The following is an 11,924-nucleotide window of genomic DNA, read 5'->3' as shown; positions in this document are numbered from 1 at the left end:
GATTATTTATAATTGATTGCTCCTTGCCCAACAAGGGCCGCTTAGACCAAAAGGAGGTGACTGTGATGAACAAGTACGAAATCATGTATATCATCCGTCCAAACATTGAGGAAGACGCTAAAAAAGCTCTTACAGAACGTTTCAATACGATCCTAACTGACAACGGTGCAGATCTTTCTGAAGCTAAAGAGTGGGGCAAACGCCGCTTAGCTTACGAAATCAATGATTTCCGTGACGGCTACTATATGCTAGTAAACGTAGCTGCTGAGCCAGCTGCAGTTCAAGAGTTTGATCGTCTTGCTAAAATCAGCGAAGACATCATCCGTCATATCGTTGTTAAAAAAGAAGAAAAATAATAGTTGTCCTCTTTATGGACGTCGTCTCAAGGAGGAGTGGTTCTGATGTTAAATCGCGTAGTATTGGTCGGTCGCTTGACCAAAGACCCTGAATTGCGCTATACCCCAAGTGGAGTGGCGGTTGCTACTTTTACATTGGCAGTCAATCGTACGTTCCAGAATCAGCAGGGCGAACGCGAAGCTGATTTTATTAACTGTGTTGTCTGGAGAAAACAAGCTGAAAACGCAGCAAACTTCCTGAAAAAAGGAAGCCTCGCTGGTGTAGACGGCAGGTTGCAGACACGCAATTATGAAGGCCAAGATGGAAAACGTGTGTACGTAACGGAAGTAGTGGCAGAAGGTGTTCAGTTCTTGGAGCCTAAGGGATCCGGTGGTTCTGGAAATACATCTCGTCCTAATCCAAATCAAAATCAAGGCTATGGTTCATCACCTTCGTTTGGGTACGATCAGAACCAACAGCGTAGCAATAACAACAACCAAGGTTATACTCGTGTTGATGACGACCCATTTAAGAATGATGGCCAACCAATTGATATATCCGATGACGATTTGCCGTTCTAATTCTAGAAGGAATCGTTTTATAAAAATGGCTGTATAAGCCGAAAAATCTAAAAAAGAAGAGGTGAATAAAATGGCAGGAGGACGCAGAGGTGGACGTAACAAACGTCGTAAGGTTTGTTATTTCACAGCTAACGGTATCACTCACATCGACTACAAAGAAATCGATGTATTGAAAAAGTTCGTTTCTGAGCGTGGTAAAATTTTACCTCGTCGTGTAACAGGAACTAGCGCTAAATACCAACGTAAATTAACGATCGCGATCAAACGCGCTCGTCAAATGGCATTACTACCATACGTTTCTGGTGAGTAATACAGCCGAATAAGTAAAAAGGAAGGCAGTGAGAGAATATCTTGCTGCCTTCCTTTTTGCTAGTCTCTACATAACATTTGATTGTAATAGAATCTTAAGGATAAACTATACATATTGTGTAACTAAGCGTTCTTGGAGGTTTATACTTATGAAGGAAACAAAACATATCACAGAAGGTGCAGCATTGCTCGGTATCTATATCCTGCTCCTTCTCATGACACTCTTCATTCCTTTTATAGGGCTCATCACCTTTCTCGCCCTCGTTGTCCCATTTGTCGTCTATACAGCAAGAAACGGGTGGAAATCAGGGATTTGGCTAATTGTGGTTGCCGGGGTGCTTAGTGTTCTAATCGGGTCACCGGTTGCTCTTGCCCTGAGCATACCAGCCAGTACTGCCGGGGTGGTCATGGGGCATCTGATCCAGAAGAATGCTAGCCGCTATGCCATTTTAGGCGCTGCTACAGGGGTGTTCTTGCTCAACTATATCCTGGCGTATGTGGTGGCAATCGTCCTTTTTAATATTGATTTTATAGAAGTCATGCAAGAGATGATCAGGGAGTCCGTACAGGCATCAGAAGCAATAGCTACTTCCCTCGGTCAAGAAAATGCAAAAGAAGCGGTGGCAATATTAGAGGAGTCCCTCGGCTATACAAGTTATCTATTACCGACCATGCTGGTATTAACCTCTTTTGTACATGCCTATTTCTCGCAGCTCATCACTTTTTTTATTATAAAAAGGTTGAAAATGAAGGTCAGTCCTTTTCCTCCATTCCGGGAATTAATGCTTCCGAAAAGCTTGTTGTGGTATTACTTGATTGTCCTCATATTATCGCTTATGGCACCAGAAGAAGGGACAACTTTATTTATGGTAGTCCTTAACCTTTCCTTCATTTTAATGCTATTAATGACGATGCAAGGATTCTCATTTATTTTCTACTTCTGTCATATAAAAAGGATCTCCAAAGCTATACCGATTACGCTGGTCATTTTATCCTTCCTAATCACTCCTTTGGTCTATATAATAAGAATGATAGGAATAATAGATATCGGTTTTCAACTTAGAGAGAGAATACAGGGAAAGAATCAAGGAAAATAATGAGCTAAACTATTAATTAGGAGCTGAACATACATGCCTAATTATTTCGAAAAACTGAATCTGCGTTATCCCGTCTATTTATTGTTTGTCATCGCTCTGATTCAACTTGGGATAATTGTGTTTTTCCAATGGCAAATAGGGATTGTCAGCTTTCTGCTCCTGGGCTTGGTTGTATATCTTTACATCAAAGTGGAACAAAAGGCTAAAAAAGAAATGGAAACGTACATTTCCACGCTTTCCTACCGGTTAAAAAAGGTTGGGGAAGAAGCGCTAATGGAAATGCCTATAGGTATCATGCTTTATAACGACGATTATCAAATCGAATGGACGAATCCTTTTCTCGCTTCCTGTTTTCATGAAGAAACACTTGTAGGCAGATCGTTATATGACGTAGGAGAAAACTTGATTCCTCTATTAAAGCAGGATCTCGAAACAGAAACGATTCCCCTGCACGACAGGAAATATAAAGTGGTAATCAAAAAAGCAGAGCGGCTTATCTACTTTTTTGACATTACCGAACAGACGCATATTGAGAAATTATATGAAGACGAGCGCACGGTACTTGGTATCATTTTCTTAGACAATTATGATGAAGTGACACAGGGGATGGATGATCAAACGAAAAGCGCGATCAATAGCCAGGTGACCTCCATTATTAATAAATGGTCCATGGAAAACGGTGTATTTTTGAAAAGAACGTCCATGGAACGGTTTATTGTTGTATTAAACGAACATATCCTTGTGCAATTGGAAAAGAATAAGTTTTCCATTTTGGACGAGGTTCGTGAACAGACATCCAAGCAAAGCATGCCACTTACATTAAGCGTTGGCATTGGTACAGGAGTCCCTTCTCTTCCTGAGCTGGGACACCTTGCCCAATCAAGTCTGGACCTTGCATTGGGACGTGGAGGCGACCAGGTAGCCATCAAGCAGACCAATGGAAAGGTTCGCTTTTATGGAGGCAAAACAAATCCGATGGAGAAACGGACACGTGTACGTGCACGCGTCATTTCCCATGCATTGAAGGAACTGATTCACGAAAGTGACAAAGTGATCATCATGGGGCATCGCTACCCGGACATGGACGCACTTGGAGCGGCTATCGGGATTGCCAAAGTAGCGGAGCTCAATCATAAGGATGCGTATATCGTTTTAAATAACCAAGAAATTGATGCCGGCATTCACCGCCTGTTGGAAGAACTGAAAGGTCATAGTGAGCTTTGGGAAAAGTTCATCTCACCGGAAGATGCCTTTGAGATAGCGACAGGCGATACGTTGCTGGTTGTGGTCGATACACATAAGCCTTCCCTCGTCATTGAGGAAAAGCTGTTAAGTAAAATCGATAATGTGGTCGTAATCGATCACCACAGACGTGGAGAGGACTTTATCGAGGATCCGTTGCTTGTTTATATGGAGCCTTATGCTTCCTCCACTGCGGAACTTGTTACAGAGCTCCTGCAATACCAGCCAAAACGCATCAAAATCACAATGCTTGAAGCGACCGCCCTGTTAGCTGGTATAATAGTAGATACGAAAAGCTTCACGGTCCGTACCGGTTCCCGTACATTTGATGCGGCATCCTATCTGCGTTCACAAGGGGCCGATACCATTCTTGTGCAAAAGCTATTAAAAGAAAATCTAGACCGCTTTGTGAAACGCGCCAAATTGATAGAAAGTGCCTATTTGTTCCAAGAAGGCATTGTTATTGCCAAAGGAGTTCCTGAAGAATCCTTTGATCAGGTGATGATCGCACAGGCTGCAGACACGCTGCTTGCGATGAGCGACATCAATACTTCTTTTGTCATCGCCCATCGAAACGGCGAGCAGGTAAGCATCAGTGCGAGGTCACTTGGGGATGTCAACGTACAGGTGGTCATGGAGAATCTAGGCGGCGGCGGTCACCTGACAAATGCAGCCACACAGATGAATACGACCATTGATGAAGCAGAAGAACAATTGAAACAAGCAATAACAGAATACTTAGAAGGAGGTTCCAAGGAATGAGGGTAATATTTTTAAAAGATGTAAAAGGTAAAGGAAAAAAAGGCGAAGTGAAAAACGTGGCAGATGGTTATGCCCATAATTTTCTACTAAAACAAGGGTTGGCTATGGAGGCTTCAAATGGTAACCTTAAATCATTGGAAGCTCAAAAGAACAAAGAAGCCAAAGAAGCGGAACAAGAGCTAGAAAACGCAAAGAAACTAAAAGAGACGTTGGAAAAGCTTACGCTTGAATTCCAAACTAAATCAGGTGAAGGCGGCCGTTTATTCGGTAGCATCACAACAAAACAAATCGCAGAAGAGCTTCAAAAGGAGCATAAAATAAAGATCGATAAGCGCAAAATGGAGCTAAATGATGCCATCCGCGCATTAGGCTATACAAATGTACCTGTAAAGCTGCATACAGATGTTACAGCAACCTTGAAGGTTCACGTAACAGAACAAAAGTAACAAACGTGCTCGGCAATCTCGCCGAGTTTTCTTTATGAGAGCTCTTTTCTAATAGATTGTATAAAAACCAGTAAAAAGTCGGCATTTGGACTTTTTACCGTCTTTCTAGTCTAGATATTAGCACGGCCTTTATACTGATTAACAAGAAAAGAGCACGACAGCAACAATTAATACAGTTGTTACAAAAATACGTAAGAGCAATCCATTTTACGAAAGTTGTTTTTTAGAGGATTCGCTTTCTGGGAGGAGGAACAGGGATGAGTGATATTTTTGAAGATAGAATACCACCGCAAAATATTGAAGCGGAACAGGCGGTCATCGGGGCTATTTTCTTAGAACCGTCTGCACTGACATTGGCATCTGAGCTTGTCATGCCAGATGACTTTTACCGCGCTGCCCATCAAAAGATATATGACTGCATGCTGAATCTTTCCGACCGGGGCGAACCGGTCGATCTGGTCACAGTCACATCCGAGCTTGCAAACTTGAAGCTTTTAGAAGAAGTTGGAGGGGTATCGTACCTAAGTGATATAGCAGGTTCAGTGCCAACTGCAGCTAATATAGAGTATTACGCAAAGATTGTAGAAGAAAAGTCTATTCTTCGCCGCCTGATTCGTACCGCAACCAACATCGCCCAAGAAGGCTACAGCAGGGAAGATGAAGTAGCAGGATTATTGAATGAAGCGGAAAAGCAAATCCTGGAAGTTTCACAACGGAAAAACTCCGGTGTGTTCCAAAACATCAAGGACGTGCTGGTTAAAACCTATGATAACATCGAAACCCTTCATAACCGTAAAGGGGAAGTGACGGGGATAGAGACAGGCTTTACCGAATTGGACAAAATGACCGCAGGTTTCCAACGAAATGATTTGATTATCATCGCTGCGCGTCCTTCTGTTGGTAAAACGGCATTCGCCTTGAACATCGCACAAAACGTCGCAACAAAGGCTCGTGAAAATGTCGCGATCTTCAGTCTGGAGATGGGCGCTGAGCAGCTGGTTATGAGGATGCTTTGTGCAGAAGGAAACATCAATGCACAAAACCTTAGAACAGGCCAATTGACCGCTGATGATTGGAGCAAGCTGACGATGGCAATGGGTAGCTTGTCCAATGCGGGTATCTACATTGATGATACGCCGGGTATCCGAGTCAGCGAGATCCGTTCTAAATGCCGTCGTCTAAGACAGGAGAGCGGCCTTGGAATGATTCTGATTGACTACCTGCAATTAATTCAAGGTAGTGGACGCGGCGGCGGAGAGAACCGTCAGCAGGAAGTTTCCGAGATTTCCCGTTCCCTAAAAGCGTTGGCAAGGGAACTGGAAGTCCCCGTTATCGCCTTGTCTCAGCTGTCCCGTGGAGTGGAGCAACGTCAAGACAAGCGTCCCATGATGTCTGATATCCGTGAATCCGGAAGTATCGAGCAGGATGCCGATATTGTTGGTTTCTTATATCGTGATGACTATTACGACAAAGAAAGTGAAAACAAGAACATCATTGAGATCATCCTGGCGAAACAGCGTAACGGTCCTGTTGGTACGGTTTCCTTGGCTTTCGTAAAAGAATATAATAAATTTGTTAATTTGGAGCGGCGATTTGATGATGAATCCGTCCCTCCAGGGGCATAATAAAAGGCATCTACGTTATGTAGGTGCCTTTTTAAACTTTCTGGACCATAATTTTAAGTAATCTGTCTTATTTACGAACAAATTCAATATTAAAATTATGTAACGTTCGTGTTTTGGTTGACTTTCTAGTGTGCAGCTGATAAACTTACTTTTGTTGAAAAATGAATTTAAAAAAAGTTACATATTTAGTGGAGGTGTACGCTCTATGGCATCAGTAGTCGTAGTAGGAACACAATGGGGAGACGAAGGAAAAGGGAAAATTACCGATTTTCTTTCTGAGAATGCAGAGCTTATTGCACGTTACCAAGGCGGTAACAACGCAGGACACACAATTAAATTTAACGGTGAAACATATAAATTACACTTAATACCTTCTGGAATTTTTTATAACGACAAAACTTGTGTTATTGGTAACGGAATGGTTGTAGATCCTAAAGCATTAATCCAAGAATTAAAATATCTGCATGACCGCGGTGTAAGCACAGATAACCTGCGCATTTCAGACCGTGCACATGTTATTCTTCCTTACCACTTGAAGCTTGACGAAGTGGAAGAAGAGCGCAAAGGCGCAAACAAGATTGGTACAACGAAAAAAGGAATCGGACCAGCTTACATGGACAAAGCTGCTCGTGTTGGTATCCGTATTGCTGACTTACTTGACCGTGAACTTTTCGAAGCTAAACTTGCACACAACTTAGCGGAGAAAAATCGTTTGCTTGAAAGAATGTATGAAACAGAAGGCTTCAAGCTAGAAGATATTCTTGATGAGTACTACGAGTATGGACAACAATTTGCAAAGTACGTAACAGATACTTCTGTTGTGTTAAACGATGCGCTTGATGATGGCCGCCGCGTTCTTTTTGAAGGTGCTCAAGGGGTTATGCTTGATATCGACCAAGGAACCTATCCATTCGTAACATCTTCCAACCCAGTAGCGGGTGGAGTTACAATCGGTTCTGGTGTTGGTCCTTCAAAAATCGACCACGTTGTAGGTGTTGCGAAAGCTTACACTACTCGTGTTGGTGACGGTCCATTCCCAACAGAACTAGACAATGAAATAGGTCACCAAATCCGTGAAGTGGGAAGAGAGTATGGTACAACAACTGGACGCCCTCGCCGTGTAGGTTGGTTTGACAGTGTAGTCGTACGCCACGCACGCCGCGTAAGTGGTATGACTGACCTTTCATTGAACTCTATCGACGTTTTAACAGGCATTGAAACGCTGAAAATTTGCGTAGCTTACAAATACAAAGGCGAAGTAATGGAAGCATTCCCTGCAAGCTTGAAAGTACTTGCTGAATGTGAGCCGGTCTATGAAGAAATGCCAGGCTGGACAGAAGACATCACTGGCGTTAGAAGCTTAAGTGAGCTTCCTGAGAATGCTCGTCATTACATTGAGCGCGTATCTCAGCTTACAGGCATTCCATTGTCCATCTTCTCTGTAGGGCCAGATCGCTCTCAGACGAATGTGGTACGCAGTGTGTATGCGAAGTAATATATAAAAGTGTTAGGATAGCCTCTTCTCCTTGGTTAGGATGAAGGGGCTTTTTATTTGGTTTGGTGGTGGAAGGTGCATGTTGAGCTTTTGATTGCCGTGCCCCATGGAGATTGCTTTATGAAGACACTTTTATAGGAGAAATTATTGCCAAAGTGTCTTCATGGAGAGTATGAAGACACTTGTGACAAAAAAATTCTCACCAAAGTGTCATCATGCTTCAGATGAAGACACTTTCAAGGTGATTTTCTGCTTCAAAGTGTCTTCATTACACTCAGTAGATCCCCTTTTTTCTTTTTTACTGGACGGGTTTTAGTAAGTTTTATAGAAGTTAATATTTTTTTAAAAAAGTTATTGCAAGATTTGTTGATAGTATGATATTATTAAAAACGTCGTCAAAAGAGATTCAAAGTTACATAAGGCGAAGTTGTTCTTAGGTGCCATTAGCTCAGTCGGTAGAGCATCTGACTTTTAATCAGAGGGTCGAAGGTTCGAGTCCTTCATGGCACACCATTTTCTTTTAAAAAGTAAGGCCCATTGGTCAAGCGGTTAAGACACCGCCCTTTCACGGCGGTAACACGGGTTCGAATCCCGTATGGGTCACCATTTTTCTTTTAACTTAGGTCCCGTGGTGTAGCGGTTAACATGCCTGCCTGTCACGCAGGAGATCGCCGGTTCGATCCCGGTCGGGACCGCCATTTACATATTTATAACTCTTTTAGAGTGTTAGGCTCGGTAGCTCAGTTGGTAGAGCAATGGACTGAAAATCCATGTGTCGGCGGTTCGATTCCGTCCCGAGCCATCTCAAAGCAGCACGTTCATTTTTTAGTGGACGTGCTGCTTTTTTGTTGTATTTAATAATTTGCTGGTTTTTTTTACTTTATTCAGTTTCTATACGCCCGAAGCTCCGTTCAAACAAACAGAACGGTCAAATAGAAGCGTTCTATACGCCCGAAGCGGTAGCAAAACTGCACCAAATGTCAAATAGAAGCGTTCTATACGCCCGAAGCGATAGCAAAACCGCACCAAATGTCTAATAGAAGCATTCTAAACGCCCGAAGCGATAGCAAAACCGCACCAAATGTCAAATAGAAGCATTCTATACGCCCGAAGCGATAGCAAAACCGCACCAAATGTCAAATAGAAGCGTTCTATACGCCCGAAGCGATAGCAAAAACCAATCAAATGTCTAATAGGAAAACTAAAAACCCCCCAAACAACAAAAAACGCCCTCAAAAGGCCGCTAAACACGCTCCACAACCACAAACCCAACCGCCATTTGTTACCCACCTGTAACAAAACAGGGTAATATATCCTCCAATTCTACTCAATACGTCAAAACTATGTAAAATTACCCATGTTTTATACCTAAATAAGGAAAAACCCCTATAAATCGCCTAAATATGACAACAATAATACAGTTATATTACATCTTTTGTTCTAGTATTCTATTTGTTTATAAACCTATGGTATGGTAAAATAGTCGAAAAATTTAAATGGGTATCATTAGTCCTAAGACGAGGAATCTAGATTACCTAAATAAAACTGTTTATAGAACGGGAAGAAATCAGGGGGAAAGAAAGACCATGATGAACCGATTAAAGCGTATATATAGTAATTACACCGAAAAACAAAATAGTAAACATAAATTTCAAAAAAACCGCCTTTCTACTTTTACAAAAAGAGTAATGGTCACCACTATTGCGGCTTCTACTATTACACTTGGCGCAGTTGCTGTTCATGCTAGTGAAAATTCACTACTTGGAACGGTATATCACGTGTACTTGAATGGTGAGCGTGTTGGTGCAGTTGATGATAAGGAACAGTTAGACAAGGCGTTAGAGGCTAAAGTGGAGTCTGTTCAGAAAGATCATAAAGATCTAGAGCTTTCCGTAGGAGAACAAGTAACAGTTGTCCCTGAAAAAGTTTTTAGACCTTCTGCTGAGAATAAAGAGACAATTGACACAGTAATCGAGCAAGTTGAAGTGAAGGCCAGCGCTTCTGTATTGACCATTGAGGGAGAAGAAGTGGCACTCCTGAAAAATGAAGAAGAAGCGGAAAAAGTTATGGAACTGCTGAAGTTAGAGTTTGTATCTGAAAAAGACCTAAAAGCTTTAGAAGAAAGACAAGAAAACCAAGAGTCCAAACTTCCTGAGCTGAAAGAAAATGAGTCTCGCGTGTTAGACCTAACTATTAAAGAAAAAGTTTCATACAGTGATAAAAATGTGGATCCTAAAAATGTTGTTTCTGTAAAAGAAGCAGTGGAATTGATTAAAAAAGGCAAAAAGCAAGCTGATAAGTATGAAGTACAAGCGGGAGATTCCCTAGGAGACATCGCGGAGAAACATGATCTATCTTCAGAAGAACTTTTGGAAATGAATCCTGATATCGCGATGGATACTTTACTGAAGGTTGGCAAGGTGTTAAATGTTTCAGCGAAAAAACCTTACTTAAATATTGTGGTAAAGCAAGAAGTTTCTAAAAATGAAGAAGTTCCTTACGAGCAGGAAGTAGTGGAAGATAAAGAGCTTCCTAAGGGAGAAACGAAAGTAAAGCAACAAGGTGAAAACGGAGAGAAAAACGTTCGTACTATCACTACGAAAGAAAACGGCATGACCATCAAAACAGAAGTAACACATGAAGAAACGTTGAAAGAGCCAGTGAAACATATCGTAGTAAAAGGAACGAAAGTGATTCCTTCTCGTGGAAGCGGATCCCTTGCTTGGCCTGCAGTTGGCGGTTATATTTCCAGTAAAATGGGTCACCGTTGGGGTAAGATGCATAAAGGTATCGACATCGCCCGTCCAAGCGACCGTACGATTAAGGCAGCGGACAATGGAGTTGTTGAATCTGCTGGTTGGGACGGCGGTTATGGAAACAAGGTTGTCATCAATCACCAAAATGGTATGAAAACAACTTATGCCCACCTTGATTCTATTAGCGTTTCAGTAGGACAAACTGTTTCTCGCGGCGGAAAGATCGGTGTCATGGGTACGACAGGACAATCTACAGGCGTTCATTTACACTTTGAAGTGTACCAAGATGGCAAGTTAAAAGATCCAATGCAGTATCTAAATAACTAAACACATACATGAAACCTCTAGCAAATGAAAAGTGAGCTAGAGGTTTTTATGTTTCGAAGTACTTTTATGAGCTTTCTCTTAATAGATGCGCTCCCCCGCTCTACATGGTAAAGTAAGAAGTAGAGTGTTTTGATTATAAATACGGTTAGGAGCCGTTTTTTTCTAGCAAAATGGCAACAATCTTTGGAAAAGAGCCATACTAACAGATAAGAATAGATAGATGCTGAGAAGGAGCGAAACCATATGGAAAAGAAAATACTTGTAGTAGACGATGAAAAACCAATTGCAGATATATTAAAATTCAACCTCCAAAAAGAAGGGTACGAGGTGTATTGTGCCTATGACGGCGAAGAGGCGGTCAATAAGGTGGAGGAAGTGCGCCCTGATCTAATTCTTTTAGACATTATGTTGCCTCAGCGAGACGGCATGGAAGTGTGCAGGGAAGTACGTAAGAAGTATGAAATGCCGATCATCATGCTGACTGCCAAGGATTCGGAGATAGATAAAGTGCTTGGATTAGAACTAGGAGCAGATGATTATGTAACCAAGCCTTTTAGCACGCGTGAATTGATTGCAAGGGTAAAGGCTAACTTGCGACGTCACCAACAGAAAGCGGCAGATACGGAAGAACCTTCTGAGATTACGATAGGTTCCCTTGTGATCCACCCTGATGCTTATATGGTAACCAAAAGGGGAGATATGATCGAACTTACTCACCGTGAATTTGAATTGTTGCATTATCTTGCAAAGCATATCGGCCAGGTAATGACACGAGAGCACCTTCTGCAGACGGTATGGGGCTATGATTATTATGGGGATGTGCGAACAGTGGACGTAACGGTCCGTCGCCTTCGTGAGAAAATTGAAGACAACCCAAGTCACCCGACATGGATTGTAACAAGAAGAGGAGTTGGCTATTACCTGCGACAAACTGAGCAGGAATAATTT

Annotated in this window: 10 protein-coding genes and 4 tRNA genes; all 14 read left to right on the top strand. The window is 42.1% G+C overall.

Annotation, left to right across the window (positions count from 1 at the left end):
• Nucleotides 1-65 precede the first annotated feature (65 nt).
• Nucleotides 66-356 carry a 30S ribosomal protein S6 gene (rpsF, locus tag K7887_RS21860; protein WP_060665643.1) on the top strand — a complete coding sequence of 97 codons (291 nt, stop codon included), beginning with the start codon at nucleotides 66-68 and terminating at the stop codon, nucleotides 354-356.
• A 45-nt stretch (nucleotides 357-401) separates the two neighbouring features.
• Nucleotides 402-917 carry a single-stranded DNA-binding protein gene (ssb, locus tag K7887_RS21855; protein ID WP_223491690.1) on the top strand — a complete coding sequence of 172 codons (516 nt, stop codon included), beginning with the start codon at nucleotides 402-404 and terminating at the stop codon, nucleotides 915-917.
• 70 nt (nucleotides 918-987) lie between these two features.
• Complete coding sequence (gene rpsR, locus K7887_RS21850; RefSeq protein WP_047969622.1) at nucleotides 988-1,227, top strand: 30S ribosomal protein S18; 240 nt, start codon at nucleotides 988-990, stop codon at nucleotides 1,225-1,227.
• A gap of 148 nt (nucleotides 1,228-1,375) precedes the next feature.
• Nucleotides 1,376-2,323, top strand: coding sequence for a YybS family protein (locus tag K7887_RS21845; RefSeq protein WP_223491689.1), 948 nt, complete (start codon nucleotides 1,376-1,378; stop codon nucleotides 2,321-2,323).
• A 33-nt stretch (nucleotides 2,324-2,356) separates the two neighbouring features.
• Nucleotides 2,357-4,327, top strand: coding sequence for a DHH family phosphoesterase (locus K7887_RS21840; RefSeq protein ID WP_223491688.1), 1,971 nt, complete (start codon nucleotides 2,357-2,359; stop codon nucleotides 4,325-4,327).
• Complete coding sequence (gene rplI / locus K7887_RS21835) at nucleotides 4,324-4,773, top strand: 50S ribosomal protein L9 (protein ID WP_223491687.1); 450 nt, start codon at nucleotides 4,324-4,326, stop codon at nucleotides 4,771-4,773. The genes K7887_RS21840 and rplI overlap by 4 nt, the downstream gene beginning before the upstream one ends.
• Nucleotides 4,774-5,030: 257 nt before the next feature.
• Nucleotides 5,031-6,398, top strand: coding sequence for a replicative DNA helicase (gene dnaB, locus K7887_RS21830; protein ID WP_223491686.1), 1,368 nt, complete (start codon nucleotides 5,031-5,033; stop codon nucleotides 6,396-6,398).
• A 205-nt stretch (nucleotides 6,399-6,603) separates the two neighbouring features.
• Entirely contained in the window at nucleotides 6,604-7,893 is a 1,290-nt protein-coding gene (locus K7887_RS21825; protein ID WP_223491685.1) for an adenylosuccinate synthase, read from the top strand.
• Nucleotides 7,894-8,330: 437 nt separating this feature from the next.
• Nucleotides 8,331-8,406, top strand: a tRNA-Lys gene (locus K7887_RS21820).
• A gap of 18 nt (nucleotides 8,407-8,424) precedes the next feature.
• Nucleotides 8,425-8,499 (top strand) — tRNA-Glu (locus tag K7887_RS21815).
• Nucleotides 8,500-8,515: 16 nt separating this feature from the next.
• A tRNA-Asp gene (locus K7887_RS21810) sits at nucleotides 8,516-8,591 on the top strand.
• 31 nt (nucleotides 8,592-8,622) lie between these two features.
• Nucleotides 8,623-8,695 (top strand) — tRNA-Phe (locus K7887_RS21805).
• Nucleotides 8,696-9,479: 784 nt separating this feature from the next.
• Complete coding sequence (locus K7887_RS21800; RefSeq protein ID WP_223491684.1) at nucleotides 9,480-10,976, top strand: peptidoglycan DD-metalloendopeptidase family protein; 1,497 nt, start codon at nucleotides 9,480-9,482, stop codon at nucleotides 10,974-10,976.
• Nucleotides 10,977-11,219: 243 nt separating this feature from the next.
• Nucleotides 11,220-11,921, top strand: a complete 702-nt coding sequence (yycF, locus tag K7887_RS21795; protein WP_223491683.1) for a response regulator YycF — start codon at nucleotides 11,220-11,222, stop codon at nucleotides 11,919-11,921.
• The last annotated feature ends 3 nt before the right edge of the window (nucleotides 11,922-11,924 follow it).

The sequence above is a fragment of the Sutcliffiella horikoshii genome (assembly GCF_019931755.1).
Classification (GTDB): Bacteria; Bacillota; Bacilli; order Bacillales; family Bacillaceae_I; genus Sutcliffiella_A; species Sutcliffiella_A horikoshii_E.
This window is presented reverse-complemented; position numbering and strand designations above follow the sequence as displayed.

Coding starts and splice junctions, on each gene's coding strand:
- K7887_RS21825 (WP_223491685.1), top strand. CDS start 6,604: ATGGCATCAGTAGTCGTAGTAGGAACACAATGGGGAGACGAAGGAAAA.
- yycF (WP_223491683.1), top strand. CDS start 11,220: ATGGAAAAGAAAATACTTGTAGTAGACGATGAAAAACCAATTGCAGAT.
- rpsF (WP_060665643.1), top strand. CDS start 66: ATGAACAAGTACGAAATCATGTATATCATCCGTCCAAACATTGAGGAA.
- rplI (WP_223491687.1), top strand. CDS start 4,324: ATGAGGGTAATATTTTTAAAAGATGTAAAAGGTAAAGGAAAAAAAGGC.
- dnaB (WP_223491686.1), top strand. CDS start 5,031: ATGAGTGATATTTTTGAAGATAGAATACCACCGCAAAATATTGAAGCG.
- K7887_RS21800 (WP_223491684.1), top strand. CDS start 9,480: ATGATGAACCGATTAAAGCGTATATATAGTAATTACACCGAAAAACAA.
- K7887_RS21845 (WP_223491689.1), top strand. CDS start 1,376: ATGAAGGAAACAAAACATATCACAGAAGGTGCAGCATTGCTCGGTATC.
- ssb (WP_223491690.1), top strand. CDS start 402: ATGTTAAATCGCGTAGTATTGGTCGGTCGCTTGACCAAAGACCCTGAA.
- K7887_RS21840 (WP_223491688.1), top strand. CDS start 2,357: ATGCCTAATTATTTCGAAAAACTGAATCTGCGTTATCCCGTCTATTTA.
- rpsR (WP_047969622.1), top strand. CDS start 988: ATGGCAGGAGGACGCAGAGGTGGACGTAACAAACGTCGTAAGGTTTGT.